The organism is Pseudohalocynthiibacter aestuariivivens (genome assembly GCF_018457175.1).
Lineage (GTDB): Bacteria > Pseudomonadota > Alphaproteobacteria > Rhodobacterales > Rhodobacteraceae > Pseudohalocynthiibacter > Pseudohalocynthiibacter aestuariivivens.
Map to the genome: position 1 here is coordinate 474,967 of NZ_JAGFNU010000001.1, position 22,972 is coordinate 497,938.

A 22,972-nucleotide genomic window follows, 5' to 3' on the forward strand; every position below is an offset into this window, starting at 1 on the left:
TCCTCGAATCAGTGGATGGAACGCCGGGCTGCCGTAGTTTCTACGGCCTGAGATTTGACCCAGTCGCACATCAGTTGAGCTTCTATTTTGATGAATTCGCCATCGCGAAATGCTGTTGCCAGCGTCGCGACGCCTTGACTGCGAGCGAGAAGATGCATGGCGAGATCATCAGCGTCAGTCTCGCGCCCAAGTAGCGTGAATTGTCGGCATAACCACGTTCTAAACAGAGTGAAAAGTTTGTTTGCGTCATTCTGCGACGCATGGTTTAGCTTTGATAACTCAGTGCTCAGCGTACCTATCGGGCAGCCGAACTTTATAATTTTCTCCTGATTCTTGATCAGGATATGAATAAAGCTATAAATCCGATCCAGAGGGGTTTCACCCTCAACCTCCCACTGTTTTAACATCACTTGTCTGTCCGCCAGGCGCACATTGATCACGGCGTCCAGAATTTCATCCTTGGATTTGAAGTGGTAGTAAAAATTCCCACGCGAAATCTGGACGACACCAGCGATATCCGCGAACGAGGTATGTTCGAAACCTTGCTGATAGAATAGTTGATCAGCAGCTTTGACAATGTGATCGCGTGTCGTTTTTTCGCGCATCGAATGATCCCCACATTCGTTTTCGATATCAATCAATTTGCATCTTTAAGTCGATCGTAATTTGTAATTAGGACAATCGTCCTAATCCGTCAACAAGCAAAAATAGAAATTTGCACGCCGGGTGTCAGAAGCCGTCTCATGGCTCTCCGAATTAAGCGTGAAACTTTCTTGGGACGTTTAAAACGGCCAAATGTCTGAACAGGTTGCAGCAGGCTCTTGAATTTCGATGAATTGAAGTTCACCTTTGTAATGGGTGAGAACTAAAAAATTCATGCACAACAAATCAGAACGGGAGGCTGTTTTGTTAGAGTATTCGCATGATTTCCGACTTGTTGCTGCGTCTTTAGCGGTGTCTCTGATGGCGAGCTTTACGGGGCTTGCATTGACCCGTGGTATATCGCTTCTTTCCGAAACCCATCGCAAACAAAGGATTGCAATGGCCTCAGTCGCACTGGGGGGTGGGATATGGTCGATGCATTTTGTAGCGATGCTTGGCCTGCAGATGCCAATACTATTTTACTATGACGCACTGCTCACCCTGATTTCCGCACTTGTTGCGATCCTGATGGTTGGGGTTGCATTGCTGGTAATGCATTATTGGCCACGCACCTCTGCAAGTGTGTGCATCGCCGGCACGATTGTTGGACTTGGCATCCCGGCAATGCATTACATCGGCATGTTAGGAATTCAGTTGTGCAAAGCTGTTTATACACCAGTTGGAGTTGTTCTTGCGGTCGCTGCTTCCGTGATTCTGGGAATAGGTTCCTTCTCGATCGCTTATGGCGAGCGGACGCATCGAAATATCATTCTGAGCACGATTACGTTTGGAGTTGCTGTCTTCACGGTTCATTTTCTGGCGATGGCGGGGACGAATTTCCTGCCGACACTGCAAAGCAGTAATGTCGCCGCTGGAATTGATAATTCGATTTTAGCAATGATTGTTACGCTGATTTCTTTCGTTATCTGTGGTGCATTTCTTTTGTCTGGAGTGACCTTTTGGCCAAACGAAAAGTTCCTGCCCGAAAGTGGCTATCCGGAACCAAAAGAACCGATGCTGGCTTCTGATGGCAGCTTTCAAGCAAACGGCTCAGACGCAGCGCCAACGACGTTTGCAATACCGTATGAAAAAGACAGCCGTATCCTATTTGCAGAAACATCGTCGGTTGCTGCAATACGGGCGGAAGGTCACTACACGATCGTTTATGTCGGGTTGAACAAGCTTTTTTGCCCTTGGTCAATTTCCGACGCAGCAAAGCGACTGGCAGGCAGTGCTTTTGTTCAATGTCACAGAAGTTACCTTATCAATCCGAGCCATGTCACAGGTTTCGAGCGGAAGAAAGATAACGGTGTTTGCTTCTTCGAAAACAACCCTCCGCTCGGTAAAGTGCCCGTCAGCCGGTCGCGCCTAAGTAACGTACGCAGTGCCTTGGGGTTATGAGCCACCTGCTGTTCGTGCTGGTAATTCGCATTTCGTGAAACGAATTGCGCGGTTCGTTCGGGACATTATCTACTAAAGTAAACATTTCGTTAATTCTTTTCCCAAGTAAGGTCGCCACAATTTGGGAGGAACGAATGATACCTGCAATGTTTGAGTATCACAGACCGGCAGATGTAAAATCTGCGGTCAGTTTACTGCAGGAACACGGTGATGAGGCACGTGTTCTGGCTGGCGGTCACAGCCTTATTCCGATGATGAAACTGCGCATGGCAGCCGTAGAGCACCTCGTCGACATTCAAGACATAGAAGAGCTGAGAGAGAGCAAAGTGTCAGGCGATACCGTCCACATCGGTGCGATGGTCACTCAGCATGAATTGATCAACAATGCCTCACTTGCAAAAGCCGCGCCCCTAATCCGCGAAGCATCCCTTCAGATTGCTGATCCGCAGGTCCGCTACGTTGGAACGATCGGCGGCAATGTTGCTAATGGTGACCCTGCGAATGATATGCCCGGGTTGATGCAATGCCTTGATGCAACATACGCCCTCTCTGGGCCATCGGGAGAACGTACCGTCAAGGCAAGGGAATTCTATGAATCAGCGTTCATGACGGCGTGCGAAGATGATGAAATTCTGACGTCCATTGCTTTTCCGGCTACCACTGCAGGGTTCGCTTACGAAAAGCAAAAACGTAAAATAGGCGACTATGCGACTGCGGCAGCAGCAGTGCTGATCACAATGGGTGGCAAAACATGCACCGCTGCATCGATCGCGATGACCAACCTTTCAGATACACCTGTCTGGTCCGAAGCAGCTGGCGCTGCTCTTGTGGGAACGAACTGCGGTGATGCAGATATCGCGGCTGCGGTGGCTGCAGCCCTCAATGACACTGATCCGACAGAAGATAGCCGCGGCCCGGTTGAATTCAAACGTCACGTTGCGGGCGTAATTGTCAGACGGGCGATTGAACGCGCCCTGTCACGCGCCTGAGGAGGAAAGAAATGAGCAAGATGCATTTAAAACTCAAGGTCAACGGCGAAGAAAAAGAGCTACTGGCTGAACCGCGTGAACTGTTAATTCATGTCCTGCGCGAGAGACTCGATATAACGGGTCCGCATATTGGATGTGAGACCTCGCATTGCGGGGCCTGCACTCTGGAGATGAATGGTAAATCAGTAAAGTCCTGCACGGTTTTTGCCGCCCAGGCGAACGGTGCAGAAATCACGACAATCGAGGGCTTGGCAGAGCCTGGCACCATGAACGTTTTGCAAAATGCCTTTCGTGAACATCACGGGTTGCAATGCGGTTTTTGTACGCCTGGCATGATCACCCGCGCGCACCGTCTGCTGCAGGAAATTCCAAATCCTACGGAAGAGGAAGTGCGACATGGCATGGCCGGAAATCTATGCCGGTGCACCGGGTACCAGAATATCGTGAAATCAATTCTGGCAGCCGCATCGGAAATGAACGCCGCGAAGGAGGCCGCAGAATGAATGATCTGACCCCAACCAGCGAAGAACGCTCTGCAAAACTCAAAGGCCTTGGCCATTCGCGCAAACGCGTGGAAGATGCCCGGTTTACTCAGGGAAAAGGAAACTACGTCGATGACATCAAACTTCCCGGGATGTTGTTTGGTGACTTTGTTCGCTCGCCCTACGCGCATGCGCGGGTCAAGTCGATCAACGTTGAGGCGGCGCTTGCGTTGCCGGGCGTTATTGCCGTGCTCACAGCGAAAGACCTGGAGCCGCTGAACCTGCACTGGATGCCGACCCTTGCAGGCGACAAACAGATGGTGCTTGCAGATGGAAAAGTACTGTTCCAGGGGCAGGAAGTTGCCTTTGTGATTGCGGAAGACCGTTATATCAATGCTGATGCCATTGACTTGGTAGAGGTTGAGTACGAAGAACTTCCCGTTATCACGGACCCCTTCAAGGCGATGGAGCCTGACGCGGTTGTCCTGCGTGAAGATCTGGCAGGTCAGACGACAGGCGCACATGGCGAGCGGCGCCACCACAACCATATTTTCCTTTGGGAATCCGGCGACAAAGAAGCCACTGAAGACGTGATCAACAGCGCCGATGTTGTCGCTGAAGAGATGGTTTATTACCACCGCACGCATCCTTGTCCGCTTGAAACCTGCGGGTCGGTCGCGTCGATGGATAAGGTGAACGGTAAACTTACGGTCTGGGGTACCTTTCAGGCGCCGCATGTTGTGCGCACGGTCGCCTCCCTTTTGTCGGGGATCGAGGAACATAATATTCGTATCGTTTCGCCCGATATCGGTGGCGGTTTTGGGAACAAGGTCGGCGTCTATCCTGGATATGTTTGCTCAATCGTTGCGTCCATTGTGACAGGCAAACCTGTAAAATGGGTTGAAGATCGGATGGACAATCTGATGGCCACGGCTTTTGCCCGTGATTATTGGATGAAAGGCAAAATCAGCGCGACAAAAGACGGCAAAATCACCGGTCTGCAATGCCATGTCACGGCGGACCACGGTGCATTTGATGCTTGCGCTGATCCAACCAAGTTCCCAGCAGGTTTTATGAATATCTGCACGGGCTCCTACGATATTCCGGTCGCGTATCTTGGTGTTGACGGGGTCTACACCAACAAAGCGCCCGGCGGTGTCGCTTACCGATGCTCTTTCCGTGTGACCGAGGCAGCCTATTTCATCGAAAGGATGATCGAGGTTCTGGCCATTGAACTGGGAATGGATGCAGCAGAATTGCGCGCCAAAAACTTTATCCGCAAGGATCAGTTTCCATATCAGTCTGCCTTGGGATGGGAATATGATTCAGGTGACTACCACACTGCCTGGACCAAAGCGCTGAACGCTGTGGGTTACAAAGATTTGCGTAAAGAGCAGTCAGAACGGGTTGCAGCCTTTAACCGCGGTGAAACGCGTAGCCTGCTCGGGATCGGCCTTTGCCATTTCACTGAAATTGTAGGGGCCGGGCCGGTCAAGAATTGCGATATTCTTGGCATGGGTATGTTTGACAGTTGTGAAATACGAATTCACCCAACAGGCTCTGCTATTGCGCGGCTTGGCACGATCAGTCAGGGCCAAGGCCACGCAACGACTTTTGCCCAAATTTTGGCGAGCGAGATTGGCCTTCCCGCCGATAGTATCACGATTGAGGAAGGGGATACGGATACCGCGCCTTACGGGTTAGGTACGTATGGATCCCGCTCAACACCGGTTGCTGGTGCGGCGGCTGCAATGGCCGGGCGAAAGATACGCGCGAAGGCACAGATGATAGCGGCTTACCTGCTCGAAGTGCACGATAACGACGTTGAATGGGATATCGATAGATTTGCTGTGAAAGGTGCGCCTGAGAAATTCAAAACCATGGCTGAAATTGCCTATGCGTCCTACAATCAGGCAGTACCGGGCGTTGAGCCGGGGTTAGAGGCGGTCAGCTATTATGACCCGCCAAACATGACTTATCCATTCGGGGCTTATGTTTGCGTCATGGAGATTGACGTAGATACAGGTGTTCACGAAATTCGGCAGTTCTACGCGTTGGATGATTGTGGAACACGGATCAACCCGATGATCATCGAAGGTCAGGTTCACGGTGGACTGACGGAGGCCCTTGCCATCGCAATGGGACAAGAAATTGCCTATGATGAGATCGGCAATGTCAAAACCGGAACCTTGATGGATTTCTTTATTCCAACCGCATGGGAAACGCCCCATTACACCACCGACTTTACCGAAACCCCAAGCCCGCATCACCCGATTGGCGCGAAAGGGGTAGGGGAAAGTCCGAATGTTGGTGGCGTTCCTGCATTTTCCAATGCGGTGCATGATGCCTTCAGGGCATTTGGTCTTCGACATGCACATATGCCGCATGATCAGTGGCGTATCTGGAAGATCGCCAATGATCTTGGAATGCACGGTTAGAAAGGGACAGGCGGGGCGGCCTTTGACCGCCCTGCCATATTTTCATGTCAGACTGGAAATCACTCGCATCTCAGTTAGCCGAACAGGGGTACATTGCGTCTCCTGATCTGGCGATGGCTTTGCATATTTCGCTAAAGCTCGGGCGTCCCTTGCTTTTGGAAGGGGCCGCAGGTGTTGGAAAAACCGAAATTGCCCGAACACTGGCCAACGCATTGGATACAAGACTTATCAGGTTGCAGTGTTATGAAGGGCTGGATGCGGCACACGCGATATATGAATGGAACTATCAACGTCAACTTCTTGCAATCCGCGCTTCTGCGGAGGATGGGAAAACCGGACCCGATGTTGAAAAGCGTATTTTTTCCGAGGAGTTCCTACTTGAACGCCCGCTTCTTCAGGCAATTCGTCAGGACACGTCACCAGTTTTGCTGATTGATGAAATTGACAGGGCGGATCAGGAATTCGAGGCGTATTTGCTGGAGGTTCTGTCAGATTTTCAAATCACCGTGCCAGAACTTGGAACACTTACCGCGACAAGCCGACCCTATGTTGTTTTGACGTCGAACGGCACACGCGATCTGTCCGATGCGTTGCGCAGGCGTTGCATATACTCATATGTCGAATATCCGGACCGCGCGACTGAACTTGCTATTCTGGCGGCGCGTTGCCCGGATATTGATGAACGGCTTGCAGCGCAGATTGTCGGGTTTGTTCAATCCTTGCGACGGGAAGAGTTGGAAAAGGTACCGGGCGTCGCCGAAATGCTGGATTTTGCCGCAGCTTTGACCGGGCTCGGCATCAATGATCTGAATGATGATCCTGAAATTCTGCGTGCAAGCCTCGTAACACTTTTGAAAACACAGGCTGATCGCGCAAACGTTCCGCTGGAAGTTGCGCAGCGCCTTGCAGGAAAAGCCGCATGACAAAGATTACGCGCTTTTCAGGCCGTGACCCAGGCGCATCTGCCCGTGTTTCCGGCTTTGTCGGCCATCTTCGAGACCACGGTTTTCCGCTTGGCGTTCGTGAAACAGAAGCGGCACTGGAGTCACTTGGTCATGTGGCAGCAGCAGACCCTTTCGAAGTCTGCCTTGCTCTGAAGGCTGTATGTTCAGGCAATCACGAAGATTTTGACAAGTTCGATATCTTGTTTGACAGCTACTGGCGCAATCAGGGGCGTGTTCGAAACAAAATTGTGAAAACGAACAAAAGCGCTGCACCGAAGTATTCACGAACTTCGCAGGAAGATTCAACGCAACAGACAAATGCAGCAGGAAATATTTCAAGCCCTGATACAGGCGGCGGATTAGGTGAAGTCGCGTCCGAGGGCGAAGGCCGCCTTGTCGCAAGCGGTGTCCAAAACCTCATGAAGAAAGACCTTCGCGAGCTTCTGTCGCCGCAGGATATTGCAGCCGCCGAAGTTGTTGCCCGCCGCTTGGCAGATGCGATCCGGGACCGAAGGTCGCGCCGCAGACACGCGGCAATAAAAGGCGATCAGATTGATTTTCGGAAAGTTGTAAGAAAAAGCTTGTCGACCGGCGGAGAACCGATCCGGCTGCCCCGCCGTCGCCGCCCGGAACGGCCGGTGCACCTTGTCGCGCTTTGCGATGTTTCAGGCTCTATGACCGTTTATGCGCGTTTATTTTTGGCATTTCTGTCTGGATTGATCCGTGCTGATGCAACGGCTGATGCCTATCTTTTTCACACCCGCCTTGTGCGCATCACCCAAGCCCTGAGGGATGATGATCCGCTGCGTTCGCTTAACAGGCTGACCCTTCTTGCCGATGGGTTTGGAGGGGGGTCAAAGATTGGGGCCACGTTTGACCAATTTGGCAAAACCTACGCCCGCCGTTTTGTGAGCGGGCGCAGCGTGGTTCTGATATTGTCAGATGGGTATGATACTGACGCGCCGGAATTGCTGGGTTCGGCATTGAAGGTGATTAAGAAACGGGGATGCAAAATCATCTGGCTCAATCCGCTCAAGGGCTGGAAGGGGTATGAACCTGTTGCGCGCGGAATGGCGGCGGCATTGCCATATCTTGATATGTTTGCCGCCGCCAATACGCTGGAAAGTCTTGCGGCACTTGAACCGGAACTGGCGGGGATTTGAGGTGGGCAGAATGAACGATACATTCATTGAAGATCACATATCGAAATTGCGCGCATCAGGTGCCCCTTTCGCTATCGCCACCGTCGTGCGCACCGTCAACGCGACTTCTGCTAAACCCGGAGACAAGGCAATCGTTTTGGAGGACGGCGCAATTACTGAAGGCTGGATTGGCGGCGGATGTGTGCGATCCGCAGTCAAGAAAGCGTCACTGATCGCGATGAAGGAAGGTGCTGCACAATTTATTTCGCTTAAGCCAGAGGGACTTCTGAAAGCGGAAGGGGTGGCACCAGGCGACGAACGAGATGGTATCCGCTTTGCCCGCAATGGATGCCCCAGCAAAGGATCGATGGATATTTTTATTGAACCGGTTATCCCGCAAGCTGAGCTGGTAATTTGTGGCCGAAGCCCGGTCGCCTTGTCGCTTGCGGACCTTGCAGGCGGGTTTAATTTTTCTCGAACGCTTTGCGCACCTGAATTGCGGGCTGCGGACGCGCCTGTTGTTGAAAATCTTCAAGGTTCTTATGAATTTACCGCGAGCTCCGGCGGTGCTCAGTTTGTTGTTGTTGCAACGCAGGGTCAGGGGGATGAGCCGGCCATGCGTGCGGCACTGTCATCCGGAGCATCCTACATTGCTTTCGTCGGGAGCCGCCAAAAATTTGAAACGATACGTCAGCGGTTGATCGATGCTGGCATTTCCCAAGAATTGCTGGATAATGTTAAATCGCCTGCCGGTCTTGATATCGGGGCAATAACGCCTGACGAGATTGCGCTGTCTATTCTTTCCGAGGTTGTCGCGCACCGAAGATCACATCAGCGCATACGCGCCAAATCATAGGGTTGATGCGTTATCTTTCCCGACTAAAAAATTTGAATTCCGCCTGTTCGAAGAGGAAAACTGAATATGGAACTTAACGACGAAATCACAATTCCCGCCCCGATGGAAAAAGTATACGCATCACTGAATGATCCGGAAATCCTGCAAGAATGCATCCCGGGATGTGAAGAGCTCATCAAACACTCTGATACGGAGCTTGAAGCCAAAGTCGTTCTTAAAGTCGGCCCAGTAAAAGCGCGGTTTAATGGAAATGTTACGCTAGATACCGAAGGTGCGCCCAATCGGTTCTCACTTGTCGGGGCAGGCAATGGTGGGGTCGCCGGGTTTGCAAAGGGCGGCGCTGATGTGGAGTTGGTTGATCAGGGAGATTCAACCCTCCTTAAGTATACTGCCAAGGCAGAAGTGGGCGGGAAAATTGCGCAGCTAGGCAGTCGGTTGATGACCAGCACCGCCAAGAAACTCTCAGCAATGTTTTTCGCTAAATTTGCCGAGATCGTCGGAGAAACAGAAACCACCTGACACGGGTAAAATGCAATCAGCCCGAGCTAGTTTACACGATTTCGAAGGGCTGAGCGCTCCGTCGATGTGCCCACGCTACGCTTTTTTGTGACTGAAAGCCTTGGCAAAGCGCCAGTTGAGATAATCGCCACAGGTTATTGGCGGATTTTCAGGTGCGCATTCGGGCCCAAAAACATCGCGCGCGTCGATCATGGTTTCGGGATTTGGATCATATGCCAGAACAAGAGACAGCCGTTCCCTTCCTGATCTATTCACAACGCGATGTGGCGTTGATTTATAGGCCCCATTGGTCCAGCGACTTAACAGGTCAGCGACATTGATAATCAGGGTGTTTTCAATCGGGGGTGCGGCAATCCATTCGCCGTTTATATCCTGCACCTGAAGGCCGCCAACATCGTCCTGACACAAGACAGTCAAAACGCCAAAATCTGTATGCGCGCCGACGCCAAACTGATCTTTGCCTGCGGCTTCAGGCTGCGCTGGATAATAAACCATTGAAGCACGGCTTAAGGGGGCGTCATTTGTTTGCAGGAAAAAGTCGCGCTCCAGACCAAGGCCCAATGCAAAGCCCTGCATCAGGCAATGTGCAACTAAATGCGCAGCCTCAAAGTACTCCATTGCAATGTTTTCCATGTTTGGCGAAAAGGTAGGCCATTGGTTTTCGCCGCGCAGCTCGTGGTCATCAGGCATATTGCCGGTCTTGTCCTGATACCCCCAGACGAAGCTTTCCTTTAGATCGGGCTTTGCGTCATCTTCCATCTTTGCGCCACCAACAGCGATCCAGCCGCGGTGGCTTTTGGAAACACGCACAGCTTCCTTATTTTTGGGCGAGGCGCGAAAAAACTCGAACGCAGCAGTACGTGTTTTCGTGATCAGTTCATTGGGGATGCCGTGACCTTTGATATAGATAAACCCAAGTCCGGTGTTGGCAACATGTAACTGACGAGCCACTGTTTCAGCATCGGTCCCGTCGCGAAGTGACGTGATGTCGATGACTGGAATAACGTCGCTGCTGACCTGCTTTGCGTCTGCGTAGCTCATTGGACTCTCCTCTATCGAGATCCGTTTTCTTCGGATTAAGTTTCGTCCTTTACATAATAGCCAACGGTGTCGCCTTCAGTAGTCACCCCAAGCCCGTTCAAAAGTCGGTTCACGTAGTTGAAATAGCAGATAATCTGGTTCGCTTCGAGGACTTCACCATCGTCAACGCCGGCTGTTTTTAGGGCGTCTACATCCGCCTTTTCAATATTGCCGGGTTTGATGGTAAGCTTTTCAGCGTAGTGCAGCAGTGCAAGCTCTGCTCCTTCAAACGCATCTTCCGGCCGATTTGCTTTCAAAGCCGTTTCTATTGTATCAGAACGCGCATCGTCCCCTATCAGGTGTTGCGCATTAGACCAGTGATTGGCGTAGGAATAGGGACATTCGTTCAGCTTGGAGACATAAGAGCTTATCACCTCCTGAAACCACATCGGGATTGTGTTACTCTCGTCATGCAGGCACGCGCGATAAAGCTTAACATGTCCGGTCATGGTGCTTGGCCGTAAAGAGTGGACACGCATTACGTTGTCTACCGTTCCATGTGGTGTACGCGCAAAATCAAGCGCTTCCTTCAAGGCTGGGTTCGCCTCTTCATCGGAAATCATTTCAATCCATGCTGACATGCGGCTCCCCCTTAGATTTCACTTGCTTGCATTCTACGCTCAAGCCACCGTACCCCCGCCGAGACGATCAGAATTAGCACAAGGTATTCAAGGACAAGGATGGTGTAGATTTCAAGCGGTCGGTACTCAGACACGACAAGCTCGTTTGCTTTTCGTGTCAGTTCTTGCAATCCAATGATCGAAACAAGCGATGACATTTTCAACATGTAAACCAATTGGTTCCCAAGCGCGGGCAGGATACGCCGGATCGCTTGCGGCAGGATTACGAAACGCATTGTATCCGTGTAATTCAGTGAAACGGATTGCGATGCTTCATACTGTCCCTTGTCTATTGACTGGATGCCTGCGCGAAAGATTTCAGCCTGAAACGCACTGTCAGAGAGCGCGAGCGCCAGAACACCCGCCCAAAAGACATTAAGCGTTATGCCCATTAGCTGGGGCAGGCCATAGTAAACCCATAGGATCAGAACGAGGATAGGAACGGCGCGCACAACTTCAACATAGACCCTGTTGATTGATTTCAGACTGCGTTTCTCGGACAGACCGGGCAGCGCGATTATCAGGCCGACCACGATCGAAATGGAAATCGCCGTCATCGACATCAGGATTGTGTTGTAGGCGCCGCCGATCATGAAGCTCAGGTTGTTCCAGCCGCCGGTGGTTGTTGGGTTGACGACATACCACCCCCAATTTCCAGAGCAGCCAGAAAGCATAAGAAGCAGGGTCGGAAATAGAAATATGCGTTTCATAGTCTTCCCCTAATGCCTCAGAATTTTTTCGAGGAAGTCCTGACACCGCTTGCTTTTCGGTGTGGTGAAAAAGCTTTCGGTATCTGACGCTTCGACAATTTCACCGTGATCCATGAAAACCATTTTATCAGCAACCTTGCGGGCAAACCCCATTTCATGTGTGACACAAATCATTGTCATGCCGCTTTCCGCAAGTTCGACCATTACGTCAAGCACTTCGTTTATCATTTCCGGATCAAGCGCTGATGTCGGCTCGTCAAACAACAAAATTCGGGGCTCCATACAAAGGCTGCGTGCGATTGCGACCCTTTGTTGCTGGCCTCCAGAAAGCTGGCGTGGATATTTATCTGCCTGGTCCGGGATGCGCACTCGTTCCAGATAGTCCATCGCCCTTTCAGTTGCCTCCTTATCCGAAATCTTGAGGGCCCTTTTGGGCCCCAAAGTCAGGTTTTCGAGAACCGTCAAATGTGGAAACAGATTGAATTGCTGAAACACCATTCCGACGGTCGTTCGCACCTTGGTAAGGCTTTCACGGCTGTCAGACAATTCAGTTCCATCAACCGTAATCTGACCGGCTTCATGTTTCTCAAGGCGGTTAATACATCTGATTAAAGTGGATTTTCCAGACCCTGATGGCCCGCAGACGACAACACGTTCTCCAAGATCAACATCCAGTGAAACGTCTTTGAGTGCCTGAAAAGGACCAAAAAATTTGCTGGCCCGCCGTATTTTGATTATTGGGTTTTGCGTGGTTGGTTGCATATTTTTCCCCTGCGGCGTTTACTGAGTAAAGCAGGTAGTTAACTGTGGTGCAATTTACTTAGTTTATGTACGCCGCCAGAAATTGGACCAACCTGCACTAGTTAAAGCGAACAGGGAGATTTCCATGAAATTGCTAAAAGCTGCCTTTACAGCCTTTATCGTCGTCGTTTGCGCCGCCAGCGCGCAGGCACAATCTGCATTGAATGAAATTTTGTCTGAGGGTGTGCTTAAGGTGGGCACAACCGGAGATTGGAATCCGATGACAATGCGTGACCCGGCAACCAATTCCTACCGTGGTTACGATATTGATGTGATGACCCAGCTGGCTGCTGATTTAGGTGTCGAGATTGAATTTGTACCGACAGACTGGAAAACACTTGTCAGCGGTGTGACCTCTGGCCAGTACCACATGACAGGCTCTGCCTCAGTCTCGCCCGCGCGCGCAAAAGCGGCGGGATACTCCCATAGCTATTTCTCGCTTGCGACCGTGCCACTTACGCTTCGCACGAACGAGGGGCGTTTCAATGACTGGGGAGATCTTGATCAGCCTGACGTGACTGTCGCAGCAACGCTTGGCACAACACAGGAAACCCAGGTGAAAGAGTTTTTCCCGAATGCGCAACATCGCATTGTCGAAGCCCCCGCGCGTGATTTTCAGGAAGTGCTTTCCGGTCGTGCAGATGCGCATATCACGTCTAACGTCGAGGCGAACAAGCTGGTTGCGCAGTACGAACAGATGATGATCGTGCCAGTTTCTGCGCCACGCGCACCAACGCCAATCGCCATGCTTTTACCGCAGGATGATCAGGTCTGGATCAACTATGTAAACACATGGATTGGTCTGAAGCAGGAACAGGGGTTCTTCGAAGAACTGGGCCGCAAATGGCAGTTGCTGAATTGATCAAAGGGCAGGGGGCGAAAGCCCCCTTTTCGCGATGCTAACAATCTATGCAATCCCGGTTAGCCTTTACTGCGCTAAGCTGCGAATTTTGCTCCGACACAAATCCCTTGAATGGGAAGAATTGTCACCGCCGGGTGGCTATGGTTCGGACGAATATAAAAAAATCGTTCCATCCGGGAATTTACCTGCATTGATCGACAAAGACCTTTTGCTGGCTGATTCAGAGGCGATCGCTGAATACCTGAACGAGAAATACCCTGAGCCAGCGATGTTGCCTGATGATCTTACAGGCCGCGCCAAGATTCGAGAAAGAGCGCGGTTTCATGACACGCGCCTTGAACCTGCATTGCGCCAGCTTTTTTCGCTGATCCCCAAAGCGGCACGTGACGACGCGCGTCTTCGTGCCGGTGGTGAAGTTTTATCACGCCATCTGAAAACACTCGCTCGGTTGTTGGAGACGGCCCCACTGTCACGTGATGCACTATGGCTGGGCGATATCGGATTTGCAATTTCGGTTGAATGGATTGCCGCATTGGAACAGGCGATCGGGTTGCCTGTTAATTGGCCAGATGCAATTCGCACCTATCGTGAAGACCTTCGGCGTCACGCGGCCGTTGATGCCGAGCTTTCGGAGTATTTACCACGGTTGCTGGGCTATTTGGCAAAGGCGACTGAATGAAACTTGATCTCATGACGTGGCAAGAGGTTGACGCACATCTGGCACGCGCGCCCGCCATTATTCTGCCGACGGGTTCAATTGAACAGCACGGACCAATGGGATTGATCGGTACAGATGCTATTTGTGCAGAGGATATTGCGCAGGCCGCAGCGGAACTGACAAATACAATTGTTGCACCAACACTTTGTTATGGGCCCGCCCCATTCAACATGGACTTTCCGGGTACTATGTCGCTCTCATTTGCAACCTATCAGGCCGTTGTAAGAGAGCTGTTCGAAGGTTTGATTTCGCAAGGCTTCAAGCGGATCTACGTTCTGAATGGTCATGGAGCAAACCTTGAGCCGCTACGAATTGAAGCCGCTCGTTTGGATGAAAAAAAGGTTAGGGCGCGCAGTTGGTGGGACTTTGAACCGGTGAACAACCTGCGCCGTGAGTGGTATGGTGACTGGGAAGGCATGCACGCGACCCCGTCAGAAATATCAATCACACAGGTTAATCATCGTGCGGTTCTACCCGGACAAGCACAGAACCCACCTGTGAAACTCTCTTCTGAATTTATTCAAACACATGCCGGTGATAAACATGGCCCTGCCGCAGAACACCGTGTGGCCTTTCCCGATGGCCGAGTTGGGTCCCACTCGGCTTTGGCGTCTAGAGAGCAAGGAGAGATTTTGCTGAAGACCGCCGCAGCCTGCGTCGCAAAGGATTTTGCGTCTTTCACAGTAGATATTTAACCCTGATGCTGCGCCCCGATACCCTGAAACATGGCGCGCAAGTCGACTGTTGATTTTTCCCCAATGTGGGCGTGGTTTTCTTTGAGCCAGTCGGCGGCGGTCTGACGACCAAGATCCCTGAGATGTGTCAAAAATTTCCACTCAACATTCATTTTTGACGATGCGCCAAGCGGCATAAGCTCTTTCTGGTTTTCGATGATATGCACCCTTGTGTCGCGATATTCATCCGGGGACAAACTTCCTTCACGTATCAAACGTGAAACGAAATCGATCGAACGCAGTTCTTTCAGAAGGCTTCCGTTAAAGCTGATTTCATTGACCCGGTTCAAAATGTCCTGCGCGCTTTTAGGCGCTCCTTTTCTTTCTATAGGATTGATCTGGACGACCACGATATCTGCGCAATCAGATTCAGTGTGGAACGGAAACAAAGACGGGTTCCCCATATAGCCACCATCCCAGTAGGGTACGCCATCAATTTCGACGGCTTGATAGATGAGTGGAAGACAAGCAGACGCCATGACCATGTCAGCGGTCAATTCCTTGCGATTGAAAACCTGAACACGGCCTGTTTCGACATTCGTTGCGGAGATAAAAATTTTCATTTTGTCACAGGATCGGACACGGTCAAAATCGACGGTTTCTTCCAGCACCTGCTTCAGCGGATTGATGTTCATTGGATTTAGCTGATAAGGCGAGTAAACCCGGGAAAGAGCCTCGAAAAAATGGTATCCGGGCGATCTTTCCAAACTCCAGTTTCCCATGAAAACGTCTATGGGATGTCTTTGTACCGGGCTGGCACGTCCGTTTTCGCTCATCTTGTGCCAAAAGCAGTGCATGGCTTCGCGTGCGCCTTCTTTACCACTACGCATGATACCATCAGCGCAGATAACCGCATTCATAGCTCCGGCTGATGTGCCAGAGATTGCGGCAATATCGATCCGCCCATCCTCGAATATTTTGTCAAGGACACCCCAAGTGAACGCGCCATGGGCACCGCCGCCCTGAAGGGCAAAATTCGCGCGTTTTTGTTCAGTGCTCATCGCGTTTCCTTAAAATACTAGGCTTTGGAGAGGCCTGTCTGGCAGCGATAAACATATACTGCCATCTTTAGGTTTCACCACCAACTAACGAGGATTTGTGCTTGATGAAATGAATATGAAGGGAATATGAAATGCCGCTGAATGTGGTTACACTTGCGAACTGGAAAATCAGGCAATTGACCTTTGTAAGATCTATTCGTGATAAACTGGCATCTGGGGTGAGTAGTCTGAACAATCATCGATCTGCAGCGTGGTAACTTCATCCGTGTTTCGTACCGGGGGCACGATTGTGCGATATCCATCTTTAAAGGGCAAAACCAAACAGGCAGTTTGCATCAGATTTCCCCCCGGCAGATTTACGTTCCAGACTCGTATGTCATCCGTTTCTCGCCACGTGACGACATGTTGGCCCTCGTCGGTGAAATCCGCCGAAAGGCTCGTATCAATTGGTTTCCCGGGATGGCGAAGCATAAACAGCAAAAGACTGGACTGCGTGTCCCATATCCGGACACTGCCATCATCTGCAGCCGTTACGAGAAAACGATCATCAGGTGAAAACGCAACGCTTGATACAATTCCACTGTGGTACAGAGTCCGATTAGAAATTGGACGCCCGGAGCTGGTGCTTTCAAGCGCGACAACGTTGTCTTCGGGGACAGTTGCCGTAATTTCACGATTGTGAGACATGAGCGATCGTTCATAAGGCACCGCAGATGCCAGGGATGCCTCGATCAAACTGTCATGTGCCGAGGTTTGGCCAAGACGCCGATGTAGTCCAAGTGCTACCTCGTATACATGCGCGGCTGCTTCGGAACTTGTAACGATCCGGTTGCCATCAGGTGAAAACGCTGCCTGCGTAAAGCGGCTAGAGGAATTGCGAATCTCAAGCATTTCGTTACCGTTTTCCGCCGATGACATAAGAACAGTTTTGCCGGTGGAGACGGTTACGATGCGTGTGCTGTCAGGCGAAAACGCGATGCTGCCAATTTCGGTACCTTTCGGATAGATCGGCTGTGGCTCTAGCAGTGCAAGACCAGTCTCAAACTTCCATACCCCGACCATATTGTTGGCGGCGGCTACGATGGAGTGACCATCTGGCGAAATATCAGCTCGCGTAATCTGACCGACATGTTGGATTGGGTCACGTTTTTCGGTACCACTTGGAAAGTCAAAAATGCGCACTCTTTCACCCGTGACGACCAGCAGTGAGCCCTTATCGCCCCCAAAGAAAACATCAACGATGGCAGCATCCATCTGAAGTGCAGGCCGCGTTTCCTTGCCCGTGTCCGGATTCCAGAAGCGAAGCGCCCTGTCGACGGCGGCTGTCACAATTGTTTTCCCATCAGGAGTAAAGGTAACAGCGGAGACGTCTACATTGTTCTCGATCTTCGTGCCGGTTCGGACGCGTGAACTGATATCCCAAACGATGACGTTTTTTCCAGATGCAACAGCGATACGTTGCTCGTCTGGCGAAAAATTAAATGTGGTCGCAGGCCCAGGTGTATTCAGGGATTTACCAAAGGAGGCCCCGGTAACAGCGTCATATAACTGAACGGTCTGCCGGTTCATTGCAGTCACAATGTATTGCTGATCGGGCGTGAACGCCGCATGTAAAACCGGGCCTTTTTGCGAAGTGATGTGGACACGAAGGCGTTGGTTCGCAATCGCTGTGCTGACGGCATTTAAAGCATCCATAGGGCCGCTTTCCTGGGTGCTTGCCGCTGGTGGCCAAACGCCTAGCGCCATTCTTATGGCCTCTTCCGGATTGCGTGTGGCAAGATCACGGGCTTGTCGCGCAATGCGTTGCTGTTCTTTCGCGAATTCTAAACTAGCGCGCTGTTTTTGAAGGACTGCTATAAAACCGGCCGCAATGACAATTGAGACTACTGCGATCAGGTTAAGGCCCATGTTGCGACGTGCCTTTCGCCTGCTTACGGCGATAAATCGCTTCAGTTCAGGTGTGGGATCAGGTGTATTGTTGGGCTGTCTGTTTAACCAGTCGATAGCATTACGCAGGTCTTTGCCGCGCAGTTCAGTGCCTATCTTGTTGACCCACCGGTTCGCCAGTTCACCAAATCGCGTGTGGGCGCGTATCCATTCGATATCCGCGTCAAAGGCGAACTTTGCTTTTTCCAGTTGCGGCTCAAAGACGACGTTTCCATAGAGGGGAATGTAGTTAATATGGGCAATTGTCGGGGGTAAATCTGCGCCGACATCTTCCAAAGCGACAGGGACCACGCGTTTGTTGAGTTGGTTGGCAAACTCAAGTTCCCACTTGCAGGTATCTGACAAAAGCGATGCCTGACTAAGAATGCACAGCACGACGTCCGCGCTTCGGATCATTTCTGCCAGACGCGGGCGCCATTCCTCAAGCGAGAGGATATCTTCGCTATCAATGAATACCTGAAACCCGTCTGCTTTAAGCGCGTTGTAGATATTGTTCGCAACGGCATCGTCCTGACGCGAATAGGAAATGAAAATTCTGGCTTTGTTGTTCATTTACCTGAAGATGTCCGTTTCTGATCCAGAATCTTAGGTGAAATGCCGGCTTCTGCAAAGGAATGATTCTAGCAAAATTACGAATGAAAATTCGTTGATTTGATCTGCACCTGAGTTTCCGGATCAAAAATTAAAAAAAATAAAGCAATAAAATCAATTAGCTTAGTTCATTTTTGACAAGAGCTGAGTAAAAAATTAAAGAAAGTGTGTTGACTACACTAAGTGTTAGTGTCAAATTAACACCATCAAAAAGATACAAACACACAAACCAAACAAAGAACGAAGGGAATAGAAAATGAAACTCAAAACACTCGTACTCGCAGTCGCAACTCCTCTGGCACTCTCAACAATCGGATCAGCAAGTTCTGCCTCTGCGGCCTGCCCAGATTGGCGTGATGAAGCCCGGACCGAAATCCACAGCAATGCCCAGCAACTTTATACGCGTCACAGCTATTCAGTTCTTGCTGGTGGGGACGTCCAGGTTGACTACTGCCGCGTAAGCGATCAGACCCCAGAACCAGCAACCGGTTTTGTAGCGGACCGCCCGGATTTCGAAGTGTACTACGATGGCTCCAGTGACTATGCCCTCGAAATTTCGGTCACCGGAGAATGTGACACAACACTTCTGGTGAACACAGCGAACGAAAACTGGTTCTTCGATGACGACGCTGCCGGAAACGGCAACCCCCGCATCTACCTGACCTCACCGTCCGAAGGGTGGTATGACATCTGGGTTGGCACATTTAACAACAGCATGTGTGACGCAGAACTGCACCTTGAAACTTACTAAGAAAAAGAGGCCTTGAAGGCCTCTTTTTTCATTGAATTTGGCCGTTCCTTCGATAAGGGCGGCCAAATTTCTGATGGAAACCCATAATGCCGACTAAGGTGATCAATTGATATTGCTCACAGTTAGTGTTCATTATACACGTATCATGGTTTTCGAAATAAAGGTCCAGTATGAGTTATACATATGATTACCCGCATCCCGCCGTCACGGCAGATATTGTGATATTTTCAATCCGTGACGAGGAATTGCATGTTCTTCTTATTCAACGGAAACTTAACCCGTTTAAGGGGGCCTGGGCGTTGCCTGGTGGGTTTATTCAGATGGATGAAGATCTGGAAACCGGGGCCGCACGAGAGTTGGCAGAAGAAACGGGCCTGACAGGTATTCATCTGGAACAACTAGGTGCCTTTGGCCGACCTGATCGTGACCCGCGGGAAAGGGTGATCACGATCGCTTTTCTCGCTTTGGTTCCGTCTGACAAACTTGTGCTGAGCGCTGCAACGGATGCAAGCGATGCGCAGTGGCACAATCTGTCAGACCTGCCAAAGCTCGCTTTCGATCACGAGAACATTCTGAACGCGGGCCGGGAGCGTCTTGCAAACATGGTTTCAAGCGATATCGCGCAATCTGCACGGGTAGTTTTTAAATTTTTGCCGGGAAAATTCACGCTTGCCCAAGCGCAGAGTGTTTTTGAAATCATCAAAGGAGAAGCATTGGATAAGCGAAATTTCAGAAAATGGATCATGGCAAATTGGGCGCTTACGGATCTGGAGGAAAAAACACAAGGTGGGCGCCATCGACCGGCCGCTTTGTACTCTCTGACCTAGAGGGCGAAGTATCTAAGAGACTCGCAAGTGGGCGCATTAACTGGTTTTGAGGGTCGAAAAGGTCAAAAGCAACTGATCGCCCTTTCAGACGTTGGGGCTCATATGCTACCAACAAGTGACGCTCACGCGACGACCCAGTGCGTCAAGATAGAACCTGAGGATCAGACATGACCCGCAAGATTAATCCGTTTTTTCAGCCTGTTTCAGCGATGGATTTACCACGGTACGCAGGTGTTCCCACCTTTATGCGTCTGCCTTATCTGACCTCCGATGACCCAAACTACGCAGCTGTCGAATTGGGCCTCGTCGGTGTGCCGTGGGATGGTGGGACGACCAACCGACCCGGTGCAAGACACGGCCCGCGAAGCCTGCGTGACTATTCCACAATGATCCGTGCAGGCAATCCCGTGAGTGGGATAAACCCTTTTTCATCGGTCAATTGTGCAGATCTTGGTGACGTGCCACCAAACCCAATAGATTTGCACGACAGCATGGAACGCATTTCCACTTTCTACGCTGGCTTAAAGCAAAACAAGATTACGCCGATGACGGCGGGTGGGGATCATCTGATCGCTCTGCCGATACTGCGCGGGCTTGCAAGCGATGCGCCTGTTGGGTTGATCCAGTTTGACTCTCATACCGACCTTTTTGACAGCTACTTTGGTGGCAATAAATATACCCACGGAACACCTTTTCGCCGCGCGATCGAGGAAGGTTTGGTTGATCCAAAGCGCATGGTTCAAATCGGTATTCGCGGTACTGCGTACAATATCGAAGATGTTGAATGGGGTCTGGATCAAGGTATCCGGATTATTCGAATTGAAGAGTTTTTTGATAGGGGCGCGGCAGATGTCATGGCGGAAGTGCGAGGTATCGTTGGCACCGAGCCAGCCTATTGCACCTTCGATATTGATTTCATTGACCCGACGTTCGCGCCCGGCACAGGAACACCAGAGATTGGTGGCCCCAATAGTTTTCAGGCGCAGCAGGTTGTTCGTGCGCTTGAAGGTGTGAACCTGATTGGGGCAGATTTGGTGGAAGTATCGCCACCATTTGATCCCACAGGCGGTACAGCCTGGCTAGGAGTTTCGATCATGTTTGAGCTCATGTGTGTTTTGTCCGCTGCAATTCGGGAAAACCAGGCGTAGCTATGACCGACAATCAAGTTTAGTTTTGTTTCGCCTTCGGGCGAACGTCTAGCAGTCAACATGCTAGGATTTCGTCGCAGATCGTGAATTGCGGATTGTTACACCTAGAAAAGCTGTGACATACCCTAGTATGGCTCCTAGCGTATCTGCCAGAAAATCCTGGTATTCACCTTGCCGGCCCACCATCGGCTGGATGATCTCGATTAGAAGCCCGTAAACAATCGCGGCTGGAAGTACCCAGATCGCATTTCGCAAGTGAAAGTAGCAAAGCGGTATGACCAACGCCCAAAACGCCACCAAATGATGGAGTTTGTCTGAACTTATTTCCGGTCTCTTGGGTGGTTCAATCAAAGGGGTCAGCGTCCCGATGGTGATCAACACAAAAATTGCGATCGATATGATCCAGGCCAACCGAGAAGACATAAAAAGTAACCTTGTTTCCTAATCTTCTACACATCTCAGCGTTTAGTTACCATTGTCTAAGTTGCAAAGCCATGTACTCTGGAAGTGTTAATAATTCAGGGCCAGTTATGCGTGGTTCTCTCATAATCTTACTTTTCCTCACGGCCTGTAGTCCTTCGGTGTCTCCGTTTGGCGCAATTGAGCGTAAGACAATTGAGTATCAGCAAGGTGAGGCGCTCATGAAGGATTGTTACCAGCGTCAACAGCGTTGCACTGAATGGCTGGCGTTCAAGGCTGACTGGGAGGCAAGATTGAAAAATGTCACAACGTTTGAACGCAGCTTGGCAGCGCATAAGGCACGTGTTGCAGCGGGTGGATCTGTGTAACCGTCGAAAATCATGGCCTCTAAAGGAAAACCGCCGCGCTTTGGCGGCGGTCCTTCGAAGCATCTCATTTACGCTCGGTTAAGAAGATATGCTTGGAATTGAAGCGAATTAGACTAGCTTCGACGTAATATTTATACCACAAAATTTAGTGAGTCGCAGCATCAGAGTTTTCATCTGGTATCGGCGTGCAATTGATGCGCTCAAAACAGGTGCTTTCTTATTCGCTCAAATCCATATCCGATGTGTATTCTCTGAATATATCCGACTGCCTCTAAATCGTTCGCCGCAAGTGCGGCGTTGATTTCTGTAAGCTCATCAACCAGCGCCCGTGCCACGTCTGGTCCAACGATGTCACCAACACGGTACCACGTGCTGGCAGCCTGATAGTATGTTTGGAGCCAAAAAGACCGCAATACGATGTTTCCGATCAGGCTTGCGATGAGAATGTTCAGCTGGTGATTGAGAATGATATAGGACCGTAGATTGAATTCTTCGACCAATGCGTTCGCCTGTCTTAGCAAATCTGTCGCTTGCGATTTGTAAGCCTCCTCGATTTTAGTCGGTGTGGTTCTGCCTATTAGGGTCGCAAGATGAAGGCGCATTTCATAAACTTGCATTACTTCATCATCTGACAGCGAAACAACAACAGTGCCAACGCCGTTGCGCGTTTCGACGAGGCCCAGATGGTTGATGCGGCTTATAGCGTCCCGTACCGGGGTTCGGCTGACGCCAAATTCCTTTGCCAGATCTGCTTCTTTCAATTGGTCGCCCGGACGATAGTCCAAAAAGCAGATGCGAAGCAGAATTCCACTCTGAATATCTTCAACAGTCGATTTGTTGCTGTTGCTTTCTGGCAGAGTATTTGACGCATCACTAAGGGGCACGAACCTCTCCTTGTTCCGAATTCAATGCAGTTGTTCCAGCGCTTCTAACGAAGTGAAGTTCATGAATGATAAGTTGTTCAAAACCGGGTTCGCTTTG

24 protein-coding genes are annotated in these 22,972 nt (G+C 50.7%); 15 read left to right on the forward strand and 9 right to left on the reverse strand.

Going from position 1 to position 22,972, the window contains the following annotated elements; all coding sequences use genetic code 11:
* Nucleotides 1-8: 8 nt before the first annotated feature.
* Nucleotides 9-605 (reverse strand): TetR/AcrR family transcriptional regulator, encoded by a 597-nt coding sequence (locus tag J4E70_RS02400; protein ID WP_213887454.1) that lies wholly within the window; start codon nucleotides 603-605, stop codon nucleotides 9-11.
* Between the two features lie 301 nt (nucleotides 606-906).
* Between J4E70_RS02400 and J4E70_RS02405 the strand changes: the two genes are divergently transcribed.
* From J4E70_RS02405 to J4E70_RS02440, 8 genes are all read left to right on the forward strand, one after another.
* Entirely contained in the window at nucleotides 907-2,043 is a 1,137-nt protein-coding gene (locus J4E70_RS02405; protein ID WP_213887455.1) for an MHYT domain-containing protein, read from the forward strand.
* A 134-nt stretch (nucleotides 2,044-2,177) separates the two neighbouring features.
* Nucleotides 2,178-3,032, forward strand: coding sequence for an FAD binding domain-containing protein (locus tag J4E70_RS02410; protein ID WP_213887456.1), 855 nt, complete (start codon nucleotides 2,178-2,180; stop codon nucleotides 3,030-3,032).
* A gap of 11 nt (nucleotides 3,033-3,043) precedes the next feature.
* The gene (locus J4E70_RS02415) at nucleotides 3,044-3,535 is read left to right on the forward strand and encodes a (2Fe-2S)-binding protein (RefSeq protein ID WP_213887457.1); all 492 of its coding nucleotides are present in this window, start codon (nucleotides 3,044-3,046) and stop codon (nucleotides 3,533-3,535) included.
* The gene (locus tag J4E70_RS02420) at nucleotides 3,532-5,952 is read left to right on the forward strand and encodes an aerobic carbon-monoxide dehydrogenase large subunit (RefSeq protein ID WP_213887458.1); all 2,421 of its coding nucleotides are present in this window, start codon (nucleotides 3,532-3,534) and stop codon (nucleotides 5,950-5,952) included. Before J4E70_RS02415 ends, J4E70_RS02420 begins: the two co-directional genes overlap by 4 nt.
* Nucleotides 5,953-5,996: 44 nt before the next feature.
* Nucleotides 5,997-6,875: an AAA family ATPase gene (locus J4E70_RS02425; protein WP_213887459.1), complete on the forward strand. Its 879-nt coding sequence runs from the start codon at nucleotides 5,997-5,999 to the stop codon at nucleotides 6,873-6,875.
* Complete coding sequence (locus tag J4E70_RS02430) at nucleotides 6,872-8,059, forward strand: vWA domain-containing protein (RefSeq protein ID WP_213887460.1); 1,188 nt, start codon at nucleotides 6,872-6,874, stop codon at nucleotides 8,057-8,059. The genes J4E70_RS02425 and J4E70_RS02430 overlap by 4 nt, the downstream gene beginning before the upstream one ends.
* A 10-nt stretch (nucleotides 8,060-8,069) precedes the next feature.
* Entirely contained in the window at nucleotides 8,070-8,894 is an 825-nt protein-coding gene (locus tag J4E70_RS02435; RefSeq protein WP_213887461.1) for an XdhC family protein, read from the forward strand.
* A gap of 66 nt (nucleotides 8,895-8,960) precedes the next feature.
* Nucleotides 8,961-9,413, forward strand: a complete 453-nt coding sequence (locus tag J4E70_RS02440; RefSeq protein ID WP_213887462.1) for an SRPBCC family protein — start codon at nucleotides 8,961-8,963, stop codon at nucleotides 9,411-9,413.
* Nucleotides 9,414-9,488: 75 nt separating this feature from the next.
* On the opposite strand, the gene J4E70_RS02445 is transcribed toward J4E70_RS02440, so the two are convergent.
* Genes J4E70_RS02445 through J4E70_RS02460 form a run of 4 tightly spaced genes read right to left on the reverse strand, consistent with a single transcriptional unit; the run spans nucleotide 9,489 to nucleotide 12,585 of the window.
* The gene (locus J4E70_RS02445; protein ID WP_213887463.1) at nucleotides 9,489-10,454 is read right to left on the reverse strand and encodes an isopenicillin N synthase family dioxygenase; all 966 of its coding nucleotides are present in this window, start codon (nucleotides 10,452-10,454) and stop codon (nucleotides 9,489-9,491) included.
* Nucleotides 10,455-10,489: 35 nt separating this feature from the next.
* The gene (locus J4E70_RS02450; RefSeq protein WP_213887464.1) at nucleotides 10,490-11,074 is read right to left on the reverse strand and encodes a carboxymuconolactone decarboxylase family protein; all 585 of its coding nucleotides are present in this window, start codon (nucleotides 11,072-11,074) and stop codon (nucleotides 10,490-10,492) included.
* Between the two features lie 11 nt (nucleotides 11,075-11,085).
* Complete coding sequence (locus J4E70_RS02455; protein ID WP_213887465.1) at nucleotides 11,086-11,823, reverse strand: amino acid ABC transporter permease; 738 nt, start codon at nucleotides 11,821-11,823, stop codon at nucleotides 11,086-11,088.
* Nucleotides 11,824-11,832: 9 nt separating this feature from the next.
* Nucleotides 11,833-12,585, reverse strand: coding sequence for an amino acid ABC transporter ATP-binding protein (locus J4E70_RS02460; protein WP_246531567.1), 753 nt, complete (start codon nucleotides 12,583-12,585; stop codon nucleotides 11,833-11,835).
* A 124-nt stretch (nucleotides 12,586-12,709) separates the two neighbouring features.
* Between J4E70_RS02460 and J4E70_RS02465 the strand changes: the two genes are divergently transcribed.
* The 3 genes from J4E70_RS02465 to J4E70_RS02475 are packed head-to-tail and all read left to right on the forward strand — an operon-like array spanning nucleotide 12,710 to nucleotide 14,899.
* Nucleotides 12,710-13,486, forward strand: a complete 777-nt coding sequence (locus tag J4E70_RS02465) for a transporter substrate-binding domain-containing protein (protein ID WP_213887466.1) — start codon at nucleotides 12,710-12,712, stop codon at nucleotides 13,484-13,486.
* 34 nt (nucleotides 13,487-13,520) lie between these two features.
* The gene (locus J4E70_RS02470) at nucleotides 13,521-14,165 is read left to right on the forward strand and encodes a glutathione S-transferase family protein (protein WP_213887467.1); all 645 of its coding nucleotides are present in this window, start codon (nucleotides 13,521-13,523) and stop codon (nucleotides 14,163-14,165) included.
* Entirely contained in the window at nucleotides 14,162-14,899 is a 738-nt protein-coding gene (locus J4E70_RS02475; RefSeq protein WP_213887468.1) for a creatininase family protein, read from the forward strand. Before J4E70_RS02470 ends, J4E70_RS02475 begins: the two co-directional genes overlap by 4 nt.
* On the opposite strand, the gene J4E70_RS02480 is transcribed toward J4E70_RS02475, so the two are convergent.
* On the reverse strand, nucleotides 14,896-15,939 hold the full coding sequence (locus J4E70_RS02480; RefSeq protein WP_213887469.1) for a patatin-like phospholipase family protein: 1,044 nt from the start codon (nucleotides 15,937-15,939) through the stop codon (nucleotides 14,896-14,898). The two genes, J4E70_RS02475 and J4E70_RS02480, sit on opposite strands and share 4 nt — an antisense overlap.
* A 192-nt stretch (nucleotides 15,940-16,131) precedes the next feature.
* Nucleotides 16,132-18,438 carry a toll/interleukin-1 receptor domain-containing protein gene (locus J4E70_RS02485; protein WP_213887470.1) on the reverse strand — a complete coding sequence of 769 codons (2,307 nt, stop codon included), beginning with the start codon at nucleotides 18,436-18,438 and terminating at the stop codon, nucleotides 16,132-16,134.
* Nucleotides 18,439-18,733: 295 nt separating this feature from the next.
* Between J4E70_RS02485 and J4E70_RS02490 the strand changes: the two genes are divergently transcribed.
* The 3 genes from J4E70_RS02490 to J4E70_RS02500 all read left to right on the forward strand — a co-directional run bounded on the left by J4E70_RS02490 (nucleotide 18,734) and on the right by J4E70_RS02500 (nucleotide 21,203).
* Nucleotides 18,734-19,228, forward strand: coding sequence for a hypothetical protein (locus J4E70_RS02490; protein ID WP_213887471.1), 495 nt, complete (start codon nucleotides 18,734-18,736; stop codon nucleotides 19,226-19,228).
* A gap of 170 nt (nucleotides 19,229-19,398) precedes the next feature.
* Nucleotides 19,399-20,055, forward strand: a complete 657-nt coding sequence (locus tag J4E70_RS02495; RefSeq protein ID WP_213887472.1) for an NUDIX hydrolase — start codon at nucleotides 19,399-19,401, stop codon at nucleotides 20,053-20,055.
* 167 nt (nucleotides 20,056-20,222) lie between these two features.
* Nucleotides 20,223-21,203 (forward strand): agmatinase, encoded by a 981-nt coding sequence (locus J4E70_RS02500; RefSeq protein WP_213887473.1) that lies wholly within the window; start codon nucleotides 20,223-20,225, stop codon nucleotides 21,201-21,203.
* A gap of 63 nt (nucleotides 21,204-21,266) precedes the next feature.
* Here the strand turns inward: J4E70_RS02500 and J4E70_RS02505 are convergent, their stop codons facing one another.
* The gene (locus J4E70_RS02505; RefSeq protein WP_213887474.1) at nucleotides 21,267-21,626 is read right to left on the reverse strand and encodes a VanZ family protein; all 360 of its coding nucleotides are present in this window, start codon (nucleotides 21,624-21,626) and stop codon (nucleotides 21,267-21,269) included.
* Between the two features lie 107 nt (nucleotides 21,627-21,733).
* On the opposite strand from J4E70_RS02505, the gene J4E70_RS02510 reads away from it, so the two are divergent.
* Nucleotides 21,734-21,991, forward strand: a complete 258-nt coding sequence (locus J4E70_RS02510) for a hypothetical protein (RefSeq protein ID WP_213887475.1) — start codon at nucleotides 21,734-21,736, stop codon at nucleotides 21,989-21,991.
* Nucleotides 21,992-22,191: 200 nt separating this feature from the next.
* On the opposite strand, the gene J4E70_RS02515 is transcribed toward J4E70_RS02510, so the two are convergent.
* Complete coding sequence (locus tag J4E70_RS02515; RefSeq protein WP_213887476.1) at nucleotides 22,192-22,875, reverse strand: GntR family transcriptional regulator; 684 nt, start codon at nucleotides 22,873-22,875, stop codon at nucleotides 22,192-22,194.
* Nucleotides 22,876-22,972 lie beyond the last annotated feature (97 nt).